The following is a 19,370-nucleotide window of genomic DNA, read 5'->3' on the forward strand; positions in this document are numbered from 1 at the left end:
ATTTAAATTAACTGATAGCATTTCACCTGAACAAAGAAAGGAACTTATTGCCTACTCCTTTTGGAGAAGTTTGTGTCTGGTGAAATTTGAACAGAAGGAAAGGCAGGAGAGCGAGCCCGAAATAAATCCCCTTTTTCATACTTCAGAATTTACACCTGAAAATTTTCCTCTTACCGAGAATGACAAATTTTTGATCCAAAAGTTATATTCTGATGATTTTCTGGAGCAATTCAAAGAATATCTATACAGTAGATATAGCTGGTGGTATGCTTTCCAGTTCCTGAACTATGATTTGATGATGTCACTGACCTTTACATTGTTCATTTTAATAATAGTATTGACATTAGTTTTTTCTATGGATGTTTTCTCCCGAAAAAAGTTCAGGTTCACTTATTTTAATTATTTATTTCCTTTTTTGATCGTTTCTTTCTTGACCATAAACCTGGTTTTTCTTTATAAAATACTTTTTACCCATTCATTTGTGCAAGATAAAGTGCTTCTCCTGGTGGATGCAGCGGGAATTTTACTGGCTATTGTTGTTTCTTTGATTTTGTGGCTCCTCGAAAAATTTGCCCTTAAGGGACAATCAAATTTTAAATTGGAATTGATCTTGAAAATGCTCTTTCTATTCTTGTCCATTCAAATCCCCATCATCATTTTAATTACTTTAGTAAAAGAATATTTTGCATATCAATTTGATTCTACTTTATTCACAAATATTGCATTGTTGTTGACCTTGGGTAGGGGAATATTGCTGTACCTCAACCATTATTCAGAATCCCTGGTAAAGGAAAAAGAATTGGAATTAAGCCGGATCAAAGAGCTCAATTCGCAATCCCAGCTTCAATTGTTACAAGCTCAAATTAATCCCCATTTTCTTTACAACTCTTTGAATTCAATTGCCGGGTTGGCATCTATTGATGCGGTTAAGACAGAAAAGATGGCGCTAAGTCTATCTGATCTTTTTAGGTACACCATAAATCAGAAGAACAAGAAGACAGCAACAGTTGCAGATGAGGTGGAAATGGTGAAGAATTACCTGGAGATAGAAAAAATACGATTTGGGGATCGTCTTGATTTTGAAATTGGAATAGATCCTTCTCTAAATTTAAAAGAAATTCCGAAGTTTATCATTCAGCCCCTTATTGAGAATGCCGTAAAACATGGAATTTCAAAAATTGAAGGACAAGGTAAGATTATTCTTGCTATTTATAAAGAAGACAAGTCAATGATTATTGCGGTAAGAGACAATGGTCCTGATTTCCCTAAAGGACTGGTTAGTGGCCATGGCTTGCAAACCATCTATGACCTGCTGCGCATTAGCTATGGCAATAAAGCAACTATTCAATGGAATAATACGCTGTAAAGGAGATTAAAATTAAAATAGATCAACAGTAATAAACGACCCTCATGAATAACCGAGTTTATTCTACTCTCATTATAGATGATGAACCTCCTGCAAGGGAGAGATTATCACAACTATTGAAAAATTTTCCGGAGACATTTAATGTTATTAGTACTGCCGAAAACGGAAGTCAGGCGAGGGAACAAATTCAGCGACTACAACCTGATTTAATTTTTCTTGATATTCAAATGCCTGGACTTACAGGATTTGAAGTGTTAGAAAAACTTGATAAACTTCCTGTTGTAATTTTTTGTACTGCTTACGACCAATATGCCTTAAAAGCCTTTGAAACCAACTGTCTGGATTATCTCCTAAAACCTAGTTCGCCTTGAACGTTTAGAACAAACCGTAAAGAAATTACAGCATTTTGAGAGTAAGCTTTCACCTGCTGAAATCCTGTCTTTTTTAAAAAATATTGCGCTAAAGGAGAAAACAAAAGCCCTAACTTCTATAAGTGTCAAAAAAGGAGAGAGGCTTGTTTTTGTAAAGCTGGAAGAAGTCCTGTATTTCGAAGCCAGTGAAAAGTATGTCATTGTAAAGACAGCCAAAGAAAATTTTTTGAGTAATATCTCACTTGCAGAATTAGATGCTAAACTCCCACCCAATTTTATAAGGGTACATAAATCTTTTATTTTAAATAAGGAGCACGTGAAGGATGTCCAAAAATATTTTAACAACAGGTACAGTATCGCGATGACTGATGCTGCTAAAACTGTAATTACTTCCGGAAGATCCTATAAAGATAAAATAAAGGAATGGCTTTTTATTTGAAGTTTACCTCACTTCTCGATAATTTATAATGAGTTTTGGGAAGTGATGCACAGGTGCTCTTATGATTTAGTGAAAAAAAATCTGCTTTTAATTTTGATGAAAAGTGGTAGTTACAGTAAACTAACAGATCTTTTTCTATTCAGCCCAAACTATTTCTTCTGAATTTTTTACGGGCACATTGAGTTTTCTCAATTCCTCACTGTAGAGTTCTTTATAGAACCTTAAAATTGCAGCGGCTTCTTCGGCTTTAGTTTTCTCATAATTCATCGAAAGGTCTACCGACAGACTATAAGTCTCGCTTTTTTTTCCCGGAAGTTCAAAAGAAGTTTTTGTCTTTACGACCCTTGCCTGAATTACAGGTTTTGCGGAATTAGGAAATTTTTGTTGCACCTCCTGAAGAAGATGTTGCTCATTTACCTTATGGACCAACTCATTAAGAGTTTGATAGTTGTTGTCAATAGTTTCTTTAGTTGTAGAAACCTCAATTTTTTCTGATAAAGAAAAGTCTTTCTGGCAACTGAAGAAAAAAAGGCTAAAGACGGAAATAAAGTTTATTAAAAGGTTTCTACTTGTCATGATCTATTCTTATTTATGGAGGCCATACTCTTACTACCAGGTTTTTACCTAATAATCCTGTTAGTAATAAAACTCATTTTACCAAAGCTGAGGTAATTTCCATTAGCCCTATGTGCTGATTGACGACCTTATGATCTCTCACTCCTGTAAAATATTTTCAGTAAAAATATATAAAGTTATTTGCTCAGGGTTTGCCTGATTGCTTCTTTTGCCAATGGTTCCATAACTGAGTAGCCTTTCTCATTGGGGTGGACTCCGTCTTCAGAATATTCAGCTTTGAGGCCTTTTCTGTGATCTACCAGTGCTGAGTAAAGATCTAAATAAGTATGATTGTTTTCTTCTGCATATTCTTTTAACCACTCATTTATTTCTGTAATTTTTTCAATAGGTTTTATTTGGGTTCTCCAGGGGTAATTATAAGTAGGTAATATAGAGGCTAATATTACCTTTATCCCATTTGCCTGTGCAAGCTGTGCCATTGCTGTAATGTTATTTGTAATCATTTTCACTGTGGAAGCCCCGGTATTTCCTGCAATATCATTTGTGCCAGCCAGGATTACTACAGCTTCTGGATTTAAATCAATGACATCAGGAAAAAATCTAATGAGCATTTGAGGAGTTGTTTGCCCACTAATTCCTCTTCCCACAAAGTTATTATTAGAAAAAAACTGTGGATTTGCTCTTGCCCAACCTTCAGTTATGGAGTTGCCCATAAACACTACAGATGGTTTTACCTGTTCTTCCTGAAGCTTTTTATTGTCGCTGCTGTACTTCTGTAGATTTGCCCAATCCTGTTGCATAAGTTTATCAAATTCCGAATCCTGTGAATAGAGATTAGTATTGTTGGAGAAAATTACCAGGAGTAATAAAAATAGTTTTTTCATTTTCAAAAAATTCAAAGATTAAGCGGGAAGTGTTAATTTGATAAAGTAAATAAAAAAAAGTAAATGTAGGCCTAAAAATATTTAAGTTCCCTAATCCAGTGATCCTAAAGTGGTGGGAAACATTTTCTTTATTCGCAGCAGTTCTATATTCCAGGAATAAATGTGCCCAAAGGTGGATCTAATTTGTAAAAACGAAAAAAGAATGTTTATTTTTGATATTTTTAAAAATAAGCGCAATCTTTACGATTCAAAGGCTCAAACGATTTAGCAATTTACTTCAAGTTTAAATTTTTAATAAACCCATAGCAATTCAATATGAAACACACCTATTTTTGCCACCCTTTTAGGAGTGGAAGAACCATTCTTCTTCTGGCCCTTCTGGTCCTGGTACAGAATTCTTATAGCCAGGTGCAGAAATTTGATTTTCAGGATCTTTCTGCATTTAAAAATCCAGGAAAGAGCTGGAAAATTGTTGGCAATGTTCATGCAGATCTGGATGAGACTAATGAACTGGAAACCTCCAGAGGTACAGGGATCCTCGTAAATGATCCCGAAAATAAGGCTGGCCAGGATCTTTACACTAAAGATCAATATGGTAACATAGATTTGAAAGTGGATTATATGATGGCCAAAGGTTCAAATTCAGGAATTTATTTTCAGGGACAATATGAACTTCAGTTAAAAGATAGTTGGGGTCTTACAGCTATTACCTCTGGTGAGAATGGAGGGGTTTACCAGCGTTGGGATGATAAAAAACCGGAAGGAGAGAAAGGATATCAGGGATATGCCCCCCGTCAAAATGTTAGCAGGGCTCCTGGTTTATGGCAGCATCTCGAGGTTTCATTTCAGGCTCCCAGATTTAATGGGCAGGGAGAAAAAATAGAAAACGCGAAGTTTATATATGTGAGGTTGAATGGGGTAACCATTCACGAAGATTTAGAACTTTCAGGACCTACCCGGGGAAGTATGGAAGCTGGGGATAAAGCCAAAGGACCTCTTCGTATCCAGGGAGATCACGGGGCGGTAGCATTTCGTAATATGGAAATCACAGGTTTTGATAAGCCACGTCCTGAATTGACAAATCTTAAATTTAAAGTATACGAAGGAAAATTTGATAAAGAACCTAACTACAATAATCTTCCTCCTGAAGCTGAAGGTGAATCTGTGGTGTTAACTTCAGATTTAAGTACAAAATCAGAACAATTTTTAATTAGGTATACAAGCGATCTTCAGGTGGAAGAGGCAGGAGAATATACATTCAACCTGAATACTTCTGGTGGGGCAGGTTTGATAAGGATAAACGGAAATGAAGTTGTTCCTTTGTCTAACGGAAGAGGAAGAGCTACCGTGAATTTACAGCCGGGGAACTTCCTTTTGAACTACTGTATTCTAAATTCCAGGATTGGGCCGACCCAGGTTTAGGCTTAACCCTTTCAGGGGAAGGAATTAGAGAATACCTTATAAGTGAAGATGGGGGAAATCTTGAAGATCCCGTAGATCCTATTTTGGTAGAAGCAAATACCCCGAAGGTGTTCCGCAGTTTTATGAACTTACCCGGAGGTGAGGATTCAAAAAATTATTTAATTACCCATGCAGTCTCTGTTGGTAATCCTAAACAGTTACATTATACTTACGATCTTAACAGAGGCGCTATTGTGCAATTATGGCGTGGGGGATTTCTTGATGCTACTCCTATGTGGTATAGTCGTGGGAATGGTACCTCACGACCACAGGGAAGCATTTTACATCTTGGAGAACCAACAAGATCGTTAGGAAAACTTTCATCTCCACAACAGGAATGGGCAGCAGATACCACAGGTAGTAATTTTAGAAATCTTGGATATAAACTTGATGAAAATGATATGCCTACGTTTAGGTACAGTATCTACGGTGTAAAGGTGGAAGACGTCGCAAGATTATTGGACGGTGCGAACGGAATTCAAAGAAAGATTTCAGTTGATTCCCCGGTGGAAAACTTACACGTAAGACTTGCTTAGTGGGAAGAAAATAGAGAAGCTTTCAAATGAGTTATACCTGGTAGGTGATAAGGAATACTACATCCGCCTGGATAATATTGGCAAGGCAAAACCTGTTGTGAAAGGCAGTAACAATGTGCAGGAACTTTTGGTGCCAGTAGACAGAGAGCTTACCTACACCCTTCTTTTTTAATATTTATAATATGGCTTATAAAATGATACCAAACAAGCGTAAATTTTTTCTACCAAAGTTGCATCTCCTTATTTTTGCAATATTGACTTCCGGGTTTTGTACGACTATCTCTGCCCAGGAATCGCCTATGGAGGAGGATTTTTTTAACATTAGAAATATAAGGACTCCTGAAGGAATACTTCTGGAGGTTGGAGGTCTTTGTGTTCTTCCCAATGGTAATCTAGGAATTGCTACACGCCGCGGGGAAATATATATTGTGGAAAATCCCACCAGCTCGCGACCTTTCTTCCGGCACTTTGCTTCCGGATTACATGAGCCTCTGGGCCTGGCTTATAAGGATGGCGCTTTTTATGCAGCACAACGGGGGGAATTAACTAAACTGGAAGATACAGATTACGACGGAAAGGCCGATGTCTATGAAACAGTTTATTCCTGGCCCCTGTCCGGTCATTATCATGAATATAGTTTCGGACCTAAAATAGCACCAGATGGTTCCTTCTTTGTAACAGGTAATGTTGCTTTTGGGGATGAAGAATGGTGGAGAGGAGAGAGTCGTGTGCCATGGAGAGGGTGGACGATGAAGATTAGCGAAGATGGTAAAATGGAACCATGGGCTACAGGTATGAGATCTCCTGCAGGTCTTGGAATGATTGATGGAGAATTTTTCTACGCTGAAAATCAGGGAGACTGGATGGGATCCGGTGGTGTGTGGAAAGTAGATAAAGGAACTTTTACCGGGCATCCTGCAGGTTTGCGCTGGTCTAATAAACCCGGTTCTCCAGTAAATATCACTACAGAACAATTGTATGCCCAGGTTGACCCAATGCAGGAAAAGAATGAGAATGGAAGATATATCAAACCAGAAAATTCTCAAAATACAGACTTCGTAAGTTTGTACGAGTTAAAAGATGAATTTCCACAACTTAAAACTCCTGTGGTATGGTTGCCTCACGGAATTCTGGGAATTTCTAATTCTGAAATTCTAAAGATACCTGAAGGAAATTTTGGTCCTTTTGAAGGTCAATTGCTGGTAGGTGATCAGGGAATGAGTATGATCATGAGAGTTTTCATGGAGGAGATCAATGGAGTTCACCAGGGAGCTGCATTTGCTTTCCGAAGTGGTTTCCAGTCGGGAGTACTGCGATTGGCCTGGGCAAAGGACGGTTCTCTTTTTGTAGGTGAGACTAACCGTGGATGGGGATCTGCTTAGTGAGGCTAACCAGGGTTTACAGCGCCTGGTGTGGAATAAAAAACTTCCTTTTGAAATGAAGGCCGTTCGGGCAATGCCTGATGGATTTGAAATAGAATTCACTATGCTAGTAGATCGCAAAACGGCAGAGGATCCGGCTTCCTATTTTGTAAATAGCTTTATATATAAATATTATGCTGTTTATGGAAGTCCCCCGGTTAATCTTGAAGAAAATGAAATCCAGGGTGTAAAGGTTTCAGAAGACGGAATGAAGGTGCGGATAGTAGTTGATAATCTTAGAGAGAATTTCGTTCATAACATTTCCCTTTTTGGAGTTAGGGCTAAAGAAAATTCTTATTCGTTAGTTCATCCTACTGCCTACTATACTTTAAATGTTATTCCAGATGGAGAGAAATTAAAGCTGGCTGACTTGAAAAAGACAAGTAGTGCAAAAGAAACTACGACAGCGGCAAAAGCAAAAGCAGAAACTGCAAAATCAACTAAAACCACTGTAGCTACCTCAAAGCAGCAGGTGCCAGATTTTGAAACTATACAGCCAATTCTTCAGCGGAATACTTGTTTTGCCTGTCATGCTGTGGATAAAAAGCAAATTGGTCCTTCTTATATGGAAGTTGCCAAACGAAACTATAGCAATGAAAGGATCCTGGAGCTTATTCATAATCCGGAACCTCAGAACTGGCCCGATTATCCTGTTGCAATGCCTCCAATGCCTCAGGTCTCTAAAGAAGACGGTTTAAAAATAGCAGCCTATATAAACTCTTTGAATGATAAATCGAAGAAGTAACAGGTAAAAAAAATATCCTGAGATGCCATTCCATGATTACGGAATGGCATTTTTAGGATTAAGGTAAAATTCAAAATAGAGTGTATTTTTTATGAAGGTTTCCCGTATCTTTTTTGCGATATGGAGCTTATTATTTCTTCTCTTCGCTTATTGGCAATGGAACGATCCTGATCCCGAAGTTTGGGTGAGTATCTACTTCTTCAGTGCACTAATGTGCGTACTTGCAGCCTTTGAACGGTTTTATCTACCGCTCCTAATAGTGGTAGCCATAGCAGCATTTTTTGGAGGGATATACCTATTTCCTTCTTCTGTGAGAGATTGGGTTCTTCAGGAGTGGCAACAGGCAGATCTTTCTATGAAAACTCCCGATATGGAAGTTGCCCGGGAGTCTTTTGGGCTATTTATAGTTTCGTTAATTATAGGCCTGGCAGCATTAAATGGATGGTTCATAAAACGTTCTAAAAACCTAGCCCGGTTAAAGTCATAAATTCGGCGGAAAGACTATCTTTTTAAGTTGCCTGCATTACTTTTGTTGATTCAGTTAAAACATGAAAATCCCGGTAGTTTTGCTGTGTTAACCTATGTTTTATCTTTACCTTTATATCTCTAAAATATAAATGATTTATGACCGCTCAGGTAGATTTTTCGCAGGCTTCCAGGTTTCTGAAAAATATTATTGAAAAAAATTCCAATGTAAAGGAGTTGGAATGGGTAAACCTAAGCAGGAGGATAAACTTCAGAATAATTTTGAATTGCGTTCTTTTTACCTTGCTTTCAGTTCTGCCTCTCGTTTTATCAGGAAAAGTAATCTTGATAGTGCTGAGGAGATTTTAGCCCGTGCAGATAGTATTCGCAAAGGGTTCCAACCTCAATCCTGGAATTTACTGCAATGTGTGCGTACCTATTTCCTTTTAATGCTTCCACAAGAAGATGCTGAAGCCTACGAACATAATCTTACCAAACTTCACGAAACGGCAGATGTTGAGGAACAGGTAACTTTATATGCGGCATTACCACTTCTTCCATATCCTTCAATTAATTCAAAACGTGCGGCGGAGGGAATAAGAACAAATATTACCGATGTTTTTGATGCCATTGCTCTGGACAATCCTTATCCTGCCGATTTTCTTAATGAGCTAAGCCTGGAATCAAATGGTTTTAAAAGCTGTTTTTATGCAACGACCTTTGTACCGTATTTATCGTGCAGATGAACGTGCAAATCCTGAATTAGCTGCAATGCTTATAGACTTTGCCCATGAACGGTGGGCAGCAAACAGAAAAGTTTTACCGGAACTATGGCGTTTTGTAGGTCCGTTTTTAAATTCTGAAAGGTTTAATGATATTGAAAAAGTAGTTAAAGGAGAAGATCTTGAAAAAAGAGCAGGTTTACTGGCCTGTTCTCAAAATGAGCTTCCTGAGGCAAAACAGTTACTTGATCAGTTTCCTGATGTAAAGAATAGCATACATACCGGGGAATTGAACTGGACTTTAGTGGGTGAGGAATACCGGACCGAACTTTCTAAGTAATGAATTAGGTGCTTAAAAGGATGAGCCTAAAGAGAAAGAAATAATATTTTCAGAAAAAATAAATCTGCTACGCTTTCTGTAGCTTTTAAAAAAAGAATAGAATGTATATAGATCCACATATTCACGTAAGCTCACGTACAACCGATGATTACGAGGCTATGCAAAAGGTAGGTATTAAAGCTATTATAGAACCTGCATTTTGGCTGGGCCAGCCCCGTACAAAAGTAGGAAGTTTTCAGGATTACTTTAATAGCCTTGTAGGTTGGGAACGTTTCCGGGCGAGCCAGTTTGGAATTAAACACTATTGTACTATCGGCTTAAATTCCAAGGAGGCAAATAATGAAGCTTTGGCAGAACAGGTAATGGAGTTGTTGCCTTTATACGTTGGAAAAGAGGGAGTAGTTGCAGTGGGGGAAATTGGTTATGATGATCAAACTAAAGCTGAGGATAAGTACTACCGCCTTCAGCTCGATCTGGCCAAAGAAGTGAATTTGCTTAGGTTATGATCCATACTCCTCACAGGGATAAGAAAAGAGGGACTACCAAAAGTATGGATGTAAGTGAAGAACATGGGCTTGAGCCTTCTATGGTGATAGTAGATCACAACAATGAGGAGACGGTAAGAGAAGTGTTAGATAGAGGCTATTGGGCTGCCTTTACTATTTACCCACATACTAAAATGGGTAGTGAAAGAATGGTTGAAATTATAAAACAATATGGGGCAGAGAGAATAATTGTGGATAGTGCTGCCGATTGGGGCATTAGTGACCCCCTTGCTGTTCCCAAGACTGCCAAATTAATGGCGGAAAAAGGTATAGGAGAGGATCTTATTCATCTTGCCTGCTACCAAAATGCTCTTACAGCTTATGGGCAGAGTGGACAGATGAGAGAAAGTGACTGGTTAAATGCAGAACCTATAGATCAACGCAAAAAGCTTTCAGGTAATACCGTGTTACGGGGAGGCCAAACCCCAAAAGTAGAAGGTGATACATCTTCAGATTTCGTTGAAAATTAAGATGAATTACCTTAGAACCTATAAATGAACTCCTTCCTCGCTCACTTACGGTTGATGCGTCCTGCAAATATTCTAACAGCAATTGCAGATATTTTAGCGGGCTATGCAGTATCTGGTGCTGCGGTGGAACTTTTTAATTCAGGGGAGGGGAATCCGTTTTTTTATTGAATTCTTTACTGTGGTTAATTTTGGCCACTATAGGATTATATGGTGGAGGAATTGTTTTTAATGATGTTTTTGATGCTGAACTTGACAAAATAGAAAGACCGGAAAGACCTATTCCCAGCGGAAAAGCCTCGGTGCTAAGCGCCAGTGTCCTGGGGGCAATATTATTTATTGTGGGCATCATATCAGCCTTTCAGGTATCTTCTCTCAGCGGTTTAATTGCCGTTGTGGTAGCCGTACTAGCTGTTATGTATAATTCTTGGGGGAAACATCAAACCTTATTTGGACCTGTGAATATGGGACTGTGCAGGGGGACAAATTTGTTGTTAGGGATGAGTGTCATTCCAGCTGCTCTTCAGGATCTTTGGTGGATCGCTTTGCTACTCAGTAATCTATATTGCAGCAATTACTATGATAAGTAGGGGAGAAGTTCATGGAGGAAATAGAAAAGCGATCATTGCAGGATTTTTTATGTACACCATTATAATTGTGGCAATAATTATTCTTGCTTTTACATCTATCATACCCTGGTGGCAGGCGGTGCCATTTGTGCTTCTTTTCTCATTTCTAATCTTCCGGCCACTTATTAAAGCATTGAAAGAACAGGAGCCTCAATTAATAGGGAAAGCTGTTAAGGCAGGTGTTCTGGCGCTTATTGTGTTTGATGCTTCACTGGCTACAGTATTTGCTTAGCTGGATATATGGGCTGCTGGTATTATTATTGTTGCCAATTTCCCTGGTTATTGCAAAAAAATTTTCTGTTACCTGAGAAGATCCGGAGGATATACTATAATAAATTAATTAAATGAAATCTATTCAGCAGACATTTTCTGTTCCATTTACATACGCTGTTCACTTTACAGAAGATATATTCAATATAAGCAACCCCATTTTTGCACAGGTGGTTAAAACTTCAAGGGTAGCAAAGGTTTTCTTTGTTATTGATGATGGGGTAGTAAATACCCACCCTTCCCTAATCAACAATATTAAAAATTATGCTGAGGCTAACACTTAGGTGTTTTTGTGCTGTGCGCAGACCCGCTGGTTATACCGGGAGGTGAAGGTGTCAAGAATGAGAAAATTTACGTTGAGCAAATTCTGGAGGCCAGTAATACCTACGGTATAGACAGGCATTCTTTTATTGTGGCCATTGGTGGAGGTGCAGTTCTTGATATGGTAGGTTTTGCAACGGCTATTGCCCACAGGGGGATTAGACATATACGTATCCCAACCACTGTTCTGGCTCAGAATGATTCGGGAATAGGAGTAAAGAATAGCGTAAATGCCTATAATAAAAAAAATTTCCTCGGAACATTTGCTCCTCCTTTTTCAGTAATAAATGACAGTACTTTTTTAAAAACTTTAGACCCGAGGGATTGGTGTGCGGGTATTTCTGAAGCTGTTAAAGTGGCTCTTATAAAAGATGCTTCTTTCTTTGAATGGATAGAAGCCAACGTTGAAAAACTGGCTAGCAGGGAGATGCCGCCAATGGAGGAATTAATCTATCGCTGTGCACAAATGCATCTTGACCATATTGCAGGTGGAGATCCTTTTGAATCTGGTTCTTCACGACCCCTTGATTTTGGTCATTGGGCGGCACATAAGTTAGAACAATTAACAAATTATAACCTGCGCCACGGGAAGCTGTTGCTATAGGTATATGTTTGGATTCAACTTATTCTTATCTCAAAGGAATGATTTCTGAAGAGGATTTACACAGGATCATTAATTTGTTTCAGAAATTAAATTTTGCTGTTCATATTCCGGAATTATCCGGAGAAAACCTTCTGAAAGGCCTGGAGGAATTCAGGGAACATCTGGGAGGGCAATTAACTATTATGCTGCTTGATGAAATAGGAAAGGGAGTGGAGGTTCATCAAATGGACTCCACAGTAATTTCTAATTCAGCAGACAAACTTCAGGAGTTTCAGGAAGAAGGTTTTAAGTTTGCCTAACGACCTTGCCTGAATAAATATTCTTAAAATGTATAAAAACGGATATCATCTTACCTATTGTACCAATATCCACCCGGGAGAGAGCTGGGAGGAGACTTTTGAAAATTTAAAGAATTATATTCCCAAAGTAAAGACCGAAGTTTCACCCGATGCTGCATTTGGGATAGGTTTGCGATTATCCAATGATGCCAGTATATCACTAAAAAAGGAAAAAAATCTTTCGAATTTTAAACACTGGTTAATCGAAAATGACTGCTATGTCTTTACTATGAACGGATTTCCTTTTGGAGGTTTCCATCATCAAGCTGTAAAAGATCAGGTGCATTATCCTGACTGGACCACGACCGAACGACTGGATTATACTCTTAGACTATTTGATATACTTAATAGTATTCTTCCTGAGGGAATGGAGGGCGGCATTTCAACATCTCCACTATCTTACAAATACTGGGAGGCTGCGAGTACTAATAAACAGGAAGTATTTGAAAATGCAACGCTCCATATGGTGAAGGTGGCAGAGCGGCTTTATCATTTTCAGGAGAATGAAGGTAAGACATTACATTTGGATATTGAACCAGAGCCAGACGGACTCCTGGAAAATACCCAGGGAGTAATTGAATGGTATAGAAACTGGCTAATTCCTATGGGAACGGTTTACTTAAAGGAACACCTGGATCTATCTGCGGAGCAAGCAGAAGCATGTCTTAAAAATCACATCCGCCTTTGTTACGACGTGTGTCATTTTGCTATTGTTTATGAAAAACCTGCACAAGTCTTTTCATTGCTGGAAGCTGAAGGAATAAAAATTGGAAAGGTCCAGATAAGTGCTGCCCTAAAAGCTGATCTGCATAAAGATATAGAAAACCGGACCTGGCTGAAAGATGCCTTTGCACCTTTTGTGGAGTCTACATATTTACACCAGGTGGTAGAAAAGGATGTGAAAGGATTTCTCACTCATTATCCCGACCTGCCTCAGGCACTTGAAAATGTTAATAAAACTGATGCCACACAATGGCGCACGCACTTTCACGTCCCTGTTTTTCTTTCCCGTTACGGGCAACTGCAATCTACCCAGGAAGATATTTTAGACGTGCTTAACCATCTAAAAAACGAGAAAACGACCCGTCACCTGGAGGTGGAGACTTATACCTGGGAAGTTTTACCCAATGATATTCAACTGGAAATTGTAGATTCAATTGTAAGGGAATTAAAATGGGTACAGAAAAATTTTTAAAATGAAGAAAACCGTTGTTTTAAACGTGGTAGCCCTTTCTCCCCGGCTTATAGGGGAGCATACACCTTTCCTCAGGGAATGGTCCCAAAAAGGATCTTTATTAAATGTGAAACCGCTATTGCTTACTGTAACCTGTTCCTCCCAGGCTACTTATTTCACCGTAAATGGCCGGAAGAGCACGGAGTAGTTGGTAACGGCTGGTGCTTTAAAGATGAGTATGAAATAAAATTTTGGAGGCAGTCAAATAAGCTGGTTCAGGCTCCGAAGATTTGGGAGGAGTTGAAGAAGCAAGATCCAAATTTTACCTGCGCCAATATGTTCTGGTGGTTCAATATGAATTCTACAGTAGACTACGCAGTTACACCCCGACCACTTTATCCCGCCACAGGACTTAAACTACCCGATGTTCATAGCCAGCCCATGGATCTTAGAGAAAAGCTGCAAAATGAGCTGGGGCAGTTTCCTCTCTTTTCATTCTGGGGACCTAATGCCAACATTAGCTCCACCCGTTGGATAGCTGATGCTTCTATGCTTGTGGATAAATGGCACGATCCAACTCTCACCCTTATTTACCTGCCGCACCTCGATTATAATCTGCAAAGAGTAGGTATAGATTTCAATAAGATTGGCAGGGACCTGCAGGAGATCGATAAAGTATGTGAAGATCTAATTACCTATTACGAAAAACAGGGAGCAGAGGTAGTGATTGTATCAGAATACGGAATAACCGATGTTTCCAATCCAGTACATATTAACAGGATTCTCAGGAATAATGATTATATAGCTGTAAAAGATGAGCTTGGAAGGGAAACCTTGGACACCTGGGCTAGTAAAGCTTTTGCAGTGGCCGATCATCAATTGGCCCATGTTTATGTAAGAGACTACCGGGATATTCCTGCCGTAAAGAAGCTTTTAGAAAATACTCCGGGAATAGAACTCGTTCTGGATGAGGAAGGAAAAAAGAACATCACCTTAATCATGACAGGGCGGGAGATTTGGTAGTAATGGCGAATGAAGATTCCTGGTTCACCTATTACTTTTGGCTGGACGACAAAAAAGCACCCGATTATGCCCGAACGGTAGACATACATCGTAAACCGGGTTATGACCCTGTAGAAACCATTGCCGATCCGGAAATTAAATTCCTGAAAGGAAAAATTGGATGGACGCTCCTAAAGAAAAAACTTGGGTTTAGATATTTAATGGATGTTATTCCCCTGGATGCCACACTGGTGAAGGGGTCTCACGGACGCTTAAGTAAGCAAACTGAAAACTGGCCATTGTTTATAACTCAAAATAACACTGTCAATAAATCTTCAACTATCGAACCTGTAGATGTTTATGATTTAATACTGTCGCATTTGAATAGAATATGAGCCGCAATTAAAGTTAGGCCGTAATTTTTTGACTAAAACTGAACTCTATTCCTGTAAAGAATGTAACTAAAGAAGGGTAGTATTCCGTTTTGATTATATTGTTATATCTCCCCGACACATCCCTGTAAATTTCAAATAATGAAACTTAGGAGTAATAGTTAGCTATTGTATATGTGGCTGTTTTATTTTTTTACTTAAATGTTTAATCAAAGTTTTACCTGTCAGAGAATTAGCTAGTTTATTTAAATTCCCAGCATTCCTTTTATAATTTCCCTGTTTAACATCTCTTCAATCCATTATTTCTAAAAATCAAACGCAGTTGACTATAGTATTTTTTCGGGAAATAGGAGGTTATGATCTGGAATTAGAAGGGAGATTAATTTTAGATTGATATTGGGTAGGACATACACCCATTACTTTTTTAAAGGTCCGATTAAAATAGGATAGGCTGTTGAACCCGGATTTGTAACAAGCTTCTGAAATCGATCCTGAAGGAATGTTTTCGGTAAGAAGTTTACAGGCGTAGTTAATACGTACTTCGTTTAAATAACTAATGAATGTCTTGCAAGTATTTTTCCTGAAGTAGCGACAAAAAGCTGATTTGTTCATACCCGATATTTCCGCTGCCTTTTCAAGAGGTATTTCCTCTCTAAAGTGAAGAATAATGTGCTCAATGACATCAGTAATTCGCAAGTCTGAAATTTGAAAGTAGTCAAGCCAGTTAAGACTGCCAAGGCTTTTGAAAGTTTTATAATTAGAGAGATGTAAAAGTAGTTGAAAAACCATCAGGGCATTTTCTGAAGGTGTATTGTGGTCCAGGTTTTCAAGGTACCCAAGAATTTCCTTATTCCGCTTCTCCCTGAACATGACTCCTCTTTCACTAATCTTAAGGATGTGTTGTAAAAAATGAAACTCTGGCAAAGTGCTAAAACCACTGCTTAGAAAAGAGTAGTTTATATGGAAAACACAGGCTTTAGATATTATTTGTGTTTCTGCAAAGCTTTTACTGGAGAACATGTGAGGAACGTTCTTTCCTAAAATGAAGATATCATCTTCAGTATAATTCCCAATAAAATCGCCTGCGTATAAGGTGCCTTCACCTTTCACTATGTAGATTAGTTCCAGTTCGGGATGATAATGCCATAATCTCAGAAATTCTTTTTCGGTATGTACAGAAAACTGAACATTAGTACTTAAATTTTTATGTAAGTAATGGAGCCTCATATTGAAGTAATTTAGCAAGAATAATAATATTATTGCCTTACCTGCAAATATTGTTCAATATTATTATAAAATTGTACAAAGTAGCTGCCCTATTATATCCTATTTTTGGATTATAGATGTACTTAAACTATTCCATTTTTGGACAAAATTACAATAATATCATCCGGGGATAATGTTGCTGTTGCTTTAGAGGATTTAAGAGCGGGAGAGGAATTGAACTTCCGCGGAATATCCTTAAGGCTTGTGGAAGATATTTCTGCAAAACACAAACTGGCACTCGAGGCTTTCAATGTAGGAGATACTATAATTATGTATGGTGTTCCTGTTGCTGAAGTAGTGAGGCCTATTCCTAAGGGTGGGGTGCTAACTACCAGCAATGTAAAACACCGCACTGCTTACTATAGAATTAATGATGATTTCAAAGAGGAAATCTACTACAAACCGGATTCTTTTCCTGCTCTTGAAGAGCGATACTTTAGTGGTTTCCATCGAAAAGATGGACAGGTAGGAACGGCGAACTATTGGCTTTTTATTCCCCTGGTATTTTGTCAAAATAGAAATATTCAAGTGCTAAAGGAGGCTTTTGAAACAGAGTTGGGGTATAAAAAAGAAAATTCGCTCAAATTACAGCTTAGGACGCTTATAAATGGTGAACATTCCGGTAAGGATGATTTTTTTCAAAGAAACGAAGAAAAGGTATTTGAAAATATTGACGGAATAAAATTTCTGACCCATGAAGGCGGCTGTGGAGGAACTAGAGCCGATGCCCAGGCCCTAATAAATTTGTTATCAGGATACATTAAAAATCCTAATGTGGCGGGGGCAACTGTTTTGAGTTTGGGATGTCAACATGCTCAAATGAGTATGCTTCAGGAAGCACTGGATCTCCTAAATAATCATAAAGTTAAGTCTTATATTTCGAACAACAACAGTACTCTTCAGAAAATCATATGCTTACTGAAATTCTTGATAAAACCTACCAGGAACTAAAAGTGGTTAATACCTTCAGCAGGAAATCTGCACCTTTAAGTAAATTAGTTGTGGGCTTGGAGTGTGGAGGATCAGACGGGCTTTCAGGAATAACTGCAAATCCTTTAATTGGTGTAGTGTCTGATAAAATAAATGCTGTTGGAGGGTCTACAATTTTATCTGAATTTCCTGAATTGTGCGGTGTGGAGCAGGATTTGATCGATAGATGTGTTAATCAAGACATAGCGGGAAAATTTATTTCCTTAATGGAAGCCTATAATAATCGGGCAAGGGAGGTTGGATCTGGTTTCGATATGAATCCATCCCCCGGTAACATTAAAGATGGTCTTATAACAGATGCCATAAAATCTGCAGGAGCTGCGACTAAGGGAGGACGAGCTCCCATTGCAGATGTTCTGGATTACGGAGAGTATGTTACAAAACCGGGTTTGAATCTTCTTTGCACCCCCGGGAATGATGTAGAAAGTACCACAGGTTTGGCGGGATCTGGAGCAAACCTTATACTTTTTTCAACAGGATTAGGAACTCCTACAGGAAATCCTGTTTGTCCTGTTATAAAAATATCTTCCAATTCTAAACTACCCCAAAAAATGAAGGATATTATTGATTTTGATGCCGGAAAATTTATTTCGGAAAGGAAATCTTTAGAGGATCTCTCAAATGATCTTTTAGATCTTATTATAGAGGTAGCAAGTGGCAGACAAAAGACTTGTGCAGACAATCTTGGTCAGGACGATTTTATTCCGTGGAAACGGGGAGTATCACTTTAAAAAGAGAAAATGAAAAATCTTTTTCTATTACTGGTAATGATTTTGAGTATCCAGGCTGGAACAGCTCAGGGTAATTACGTGCCTCACAAAGAAAACCTGGAAGCCAGGCAATGGTTTGAGGAAGCTAAATTCGGGATGTTTATCCACTGGGGAGTCTACAGTAACCTTGGAGATGGGGAATGGGTTATGAACAACCAGAATATAGCAATTGAAAATTATGAAAAGCTTCCTAAATTTTTTAACCCCACAAAATTTGATGCTGAAGAGTGGGTAAAAGTGGCCAAGGATGCCGGGATGAAATATATTACCATAACCTCACGACACCACGATGGATTTTCTATGTTCGACACCAGAGCTTCAGATTATAACATAGTAAATAATACTCCATTTGGAAGGGATATTCTAAAAGAGCTGGCAGAAGCCTGCAGGAAGGAGGATATTAAATTGTTTTTCTATTACTCCCTGTTGGATTGGCGGCATCCCGATTATTATCCGCAAGGGAAAACGGGTAAGGAAATCCGGGATAGATCCACAAAAGGCAATTGGGAGGAGTATATAACTTTTATGAAAGCTCAACTCACAGAATTACTTACAAATTATGGTGAAATAGGTGGAATTTGGTTTGACGGCCATTGGGATAAACCTGAAGCCAACTGGAACTACGACGAAATTTATAAACTTATTCATGATTTACAGCCCCAGGCCCTCATTGGGAATAATCATCACTCAGCTCCAATAGATGGAGAAGATTTTCAAATGTTTGAGAAAGACCTTCCCGGAAAGAATACAAAAGGATATAGAAATGATCCTGCAAGTGTGGGAGCACTCCCTAAGGAAACTTGCGAGACTATCAACAATTCATGGGGTTTTAATTTACAGGACGATACTCATAAATCAGACAAGCAGTTAATTCGCTATTTGATCCAAACAGCAGGTTATGGGGCGAATTTTCTCCTTAACGTGGGGCCAATGCCTAATGGGGAAATTCAGGAAAACCACAAACAAACCTTGAGGAGTATTGGAAGCTGGCTAAATCAATATGGAGACCTTATTTATGGCAGCAAACAGGGACCTATACTTAGCAGATGAACAAATGGTTTCCACTCAAAAAAACGGTAAAATCTATCTGCATCTACTGGATGACCAGGAACTGGTTTTTATTAAAAAATTTGATGCAGAAATAGCGTCAGTAAATTTTTATGATTCCGGAAGGAAAGCAAAATTAGAAAAGACAAGCTATGGAACTTTTATAAAGGTACCTAAAGCTGAAAGAAATGATATAGCAACAACTTTAGAAATAAAATTAAAGTAACTA

26 protein-coding genes and 1 pseudogene are annotated in these 19,370 nt (G+C 38.5%); 24 read left to right on the top strand and 3 right to left on the bottom strand.

The genetic code is table 11. The annotated features are described in order from the left end of the window. Positions 1–79 precede the first annotated feature (79 nt). From LZ575_RS18230 to LZ575_RS18240, 3 genes are all read left to right on the top strand, one after another. Positions 80–1,366 (top strand): sensor histidine kinase, encoded by a 1,287-nt coding sequence (locus tag LZ575_RS18230; protein ID WP_235326293.1) that lies wholly within the window; start codon positions 80–82, stop codon positions 1,364–1,366. A gap of 44 nt (positions 1,367–1,410) precedes the next feature. After that, complete coding sequence (locus LZ575_RS18235; RefSeq protein ID WP_235326295.1) at positions 1,411–1,737, top strand: LytTR family DNA-binding domain-containing protein; 327 nt, start codon at positions 1,411–1,413, stop codon at positions 1,735–1,737. Between the two features lie 199 nt (positions 1,738–1,936). Then, the gene (locus LZ575_RS18240) at positions 1,937–2,176 is read left to right on the top strand and encodes a LytTR family DNA-binding domain-containing protein (protein ID WP_235330769.1); all 240 of its coding nucleotides are present in this window, start codon (positions 1,937–1,939) and stop codon (positions 2,174–2,176) included. Positions 2,177–2,311: 135 nt separating this feature from the next. Here LZ575_RS18240 and LZ575_RS18245 read toward each other — a convergent pair whose 3' ends face one another. Further along, on the bottom strand, positions 2,312–2,752 hold the full coding sequence (locus LZ575_RS18245) for a hypothetical protein (RefSeq protein ID WP_235326297.1): 441 nt from the start codon (positions 2,750–2,752) through the stop codon (positions 2,312–2,314). Between the two features lie 176 nt (positions 2,753–2,928). Further along, positions 2,929–3,636, bottom strand: coding sequence for an SGNH/GDSL hydrolase family protein (locus LZ575_RS18250; RefSeq protein ID WP_235326299.1), 708 nt, complete (start codon positions 3,634–3,636; stop codon positions 2,929–2,931). 315 nt (positions 3,637–3,951) lie between these two features. Here LZ575_RS18250 and LZ575_RS18255 point away from each other — a divergent pair, with 315 nt between their 5' ends. The 18 genes from LZ575_RS18255 (at position 3,952) to LZ575_RS18335 (ending at position 15,071) form a co-directional block, all read left to right on the top strand. Further along, complete coding sequence (locus LZ575_RS18255; protein ID WP_235326301.1) at positions 3,952–5,058, top strand: DUF1080 domain-containing protein; 1,107 nt, start codon at positions 3,952–3,954, stop codon at positions 5,056–5,058. A gap of 122 nt (positions 5,059–5,180) precedes the next feature. Next, positions 5,181–5,633 (top strand): hypothetical protein, encoded by a 453-nt coding sequence (locus LZ575_RS18260; RefSeq protein ID WP_235326303.1) that lies wholly within the window; start codon positions 5,181–5,183, stop codon positions 5,631–5,633. Further along, positions 5,626–5,805 (top strand): hypothetical protein, encoded by a 180-nt coding sequence (locus tag LZ575_RS18265; protein WP_235326305.1) that lies wholly within the window; start codon positions 5,626–5,628, stop codon positions 5,803–5,805. The genes LZ575_RS18260 and LZ575_RS18265 overlap by 8 nt, the downstream gene beginning before the upstream one ends. 22 nt (positions 5,806–5,827) lie before the next feature. Continuing rightward, positions 5,828–7,015 (top strand): hypothetical protein, encoded by a 1,188-nt coding sequence (locus LZ575_RS18270; protein WP_235326307.1) that lies wholly within the window; start codon positions 5,828–5,830, stop codon positions 7,013–7,015. After that, a complete protein-coding gene (locus LZ575_RS18275) occupies positions 6,996–7,799 on the top strand; it encodes a c-type cytochrome (protein WP_235326309.1) in 804 nt (267 codons plus the stop codon). Before LZ575_RS18270 ends, LZ575_RS18275 begins: the two co-directional genes overlap by 20 nt. 91 nt (positions 7,800–7,890) lie before the next feature. Further along, complete coding sequence (locus LZ575_RS18280; protein ID WP_235326311.1) at positions 7,891–8,286, top strand: transmembrane 220 family protein; 396 nt, start codon at positions 7,891–7,893, stop codon at positions 8,284–8,286. Between the two features lie 220 nt (positions 8,287–8,506). Beyond that, positions 8,507–9,010 carry an EboA domain-containing protein gene (locus LZ575_RS22880; protein ID WP_255702686.1) on the top strand — a complete coding sequence of 168 codons (504 nt, stop codon included), beginning with the start codon at positions 8,507–8,509 and terminating at the stop codon, positions 9,008–9,010. After that, positions 8,973–9,326 (top strand): EboA domain-containing protein, encoded by a 354-nt coding sequence (locus tag LZ575_RS22885; RefSeq protein WP_255702687.1) that lies wholly within the window; start codon positions 8,973–8,975, stop codon positions 9,324–9,326. Before LZ575_RS22880 ends, LZ575_RS22885 begins: the two co-directional genes overlap by 38 nt. 101 nt (positions 9,327–9,427) lie before the next feature. Beyond that, positions 9,428–9,832, top strand: a complete 405-nt coding sequence (locus LZ575_RS18290; RefSeq protein ID WP_235326313.1) for a TatD family hydrolase — start codon at positions 9,428–9,430, stop codon at positions 9,830–9,832. Next, positions 9,829–10,341: a hypothetical protein gene (locus LZ575_RS18295; RefSeq protein ID WP_235326316.1), complete on the top strand. Its 513-nt coding sequence runs from the start codon at positions 9,829–9,831 to the stop codon at positions 10,339–10,341. The genes LZ575_RS18290 and LZ575_RS18295 overlap by 4 nt, the downstream gene beginning before the upstream one ends. Before the next feature lie 164 nt (positions 10,342–10,505). After that, positions 10,506–10,928, top strand: a complete 423-nt coding sequence (locus LZ575_RS18300; RefSeq protein ID WP_235326318.1) for a UbiA family prenyltransferase — start codon at positions 10,506–10,508, stop codon at positions 10,926–10,928. Next, the gene (locus LZ575_RS18305; RefSeq protein ID WP_235326320.1) at positions 10,918–11,199 is read left to right on the top strand and encodes a hypothetical protein; all 282 of its coding nucleotides are present in this window, start codon (positions 10,918–10,920) and stop codon (positions 11,197–11,199) included. The genes LZ575_RS18300 and LZ575_RS18305 overlap by 11 nt, the downstream gene beginning before the upstream one ends. A gap of 112 nt (positions 11,200–11,311) precedes the next feature. Continuing rightward, entirely contained in the window at positions 11,312–11,521 is a 210-nt protein-coding gene (locus LZ575_RS18310) for a hypothetical protein (protein WP_235326322.1), read from the top strand. 8 nt (positions 11,522–11,529) lie between these two features. Beyond that, a complete protein-coding gene (locus tag LZ575_RS18315; protein ID WP_235326324.1) occupies positions 11,530–12,162 on the top strand; it encodes a 3-dehydroquinate synthase in 633 nt (210 codons plus the stop codon). An 8-nt stretch (positions 12,163–12,170) separates the two neighbouring features. Beyond that, complete coding sequence (locus tag LZ575_RS18320) at positions 12,171–12,461, top strand: hypothetical protein (RefSeq protein WP_235326326.1); 291 nt, start codon at positions 12,171–12,173, stop codon at positions 12,459–12,461. 28 nt (positions 12,462–12,489) lie between these two features. Next, positions 12,490–13,695, top strand: a complete 1,206-nt coding sequence (eboE, locus tag LZ575_RS18325) for a metabolite traffic protein EboE (RefSeq protein WP_235326328.1) — start codon at positions 12,490–12,492, stop codon at positions 13,693–13,695. Between the two features lie 78 nt (positions 13,696–13,773). Continuing rightward, on the top strand, positions 13,774–14,697 hold the full coding sequence (locus LZ575_RS18330) for an alkaline phosphatase family protein (protein WP_235326330.1): 924 nt from the start codon (positions 13,774–13,776) through the stop codon (positions 14,695–14,697). A 2-nt stretch (positions 14,698–14,699) separates the two neighbouring features. Next, positions 14,700–15,071, top strand: a complete 372-nt coding sequence (locus tag LZ575_RS18335; RefSeq protein WP_235326333.1) for a hypothetical protein — start codon at positions 14,700–14,702, stop codon at positions 15,069–15,071. Between the two features lie 351 nt (positions 15,072–15,422). Here the strand turns inward: LZ575_RS18335 and LZ575_RS18340 are convergent, their stop codons facing one another. Next, positions 15,423–16,295: an AraC family transcriptional regulator gene (locus LZ575_RS18340; RefSeq protein WP_235326335.1), complete on the bottom strand. Its 873-nt coding sequence runs from the start codon at positions 16,293–16,295 to the stop codon at positions 15,423–15,425. 138 nt (positions 16,296–16,433) lie between these two features. On the opposite strand from LZ575_RS18340, the pseudogene LZ575_RS18345 reads away from it, so the two are divergent. The 3 genes and pseudogenes from LZ575_RS18345 (at position 16,434) to LZ575_RS18355 (ending at position 19,367) form a co-directional block, all read left to right on the top strand. Then, positions 16,434–18,055: pseudogene (locus LZ575_RS18345) on the top strand (UxaA family hydrolase). 9 nt (positions 18,056–18,064) lie between these two features. Further along, positions 18,065–19,144 (top strand): alpha-L-fucosidase, encoded by a 1,080-nt coding sequence (locus tag LZ575_RS18350; protein ID WP_235326337.1) that lies wholly within the window; start codon positions 18,065–18,067, stop codon positions 19,142–19,144. After that, entirely contained in the window at positions 19,110–19,367 is a 258-nt protein-coding gene (locus tag LZ575_RS18355) for a hypothetical protein (protein WP_235326339.1), read from the top strand. Before LZ575_RS18350 ends, LZ575_RS18355 begins: the two co-directional genes overlap by 35 nt. Positions 19,368–19,370: the final 3 nt, after the last annotated feature.

Source organism: Antarcticibacterium sp. 1MA-6-2 (genome assembly GCF_021535135.1).
Classification (GTDB): domain Bacteria; phylum Bacteroidota; class Bacteroidia; order Flavobacteriales; family Flavobacteriaceae; genus Gillisia.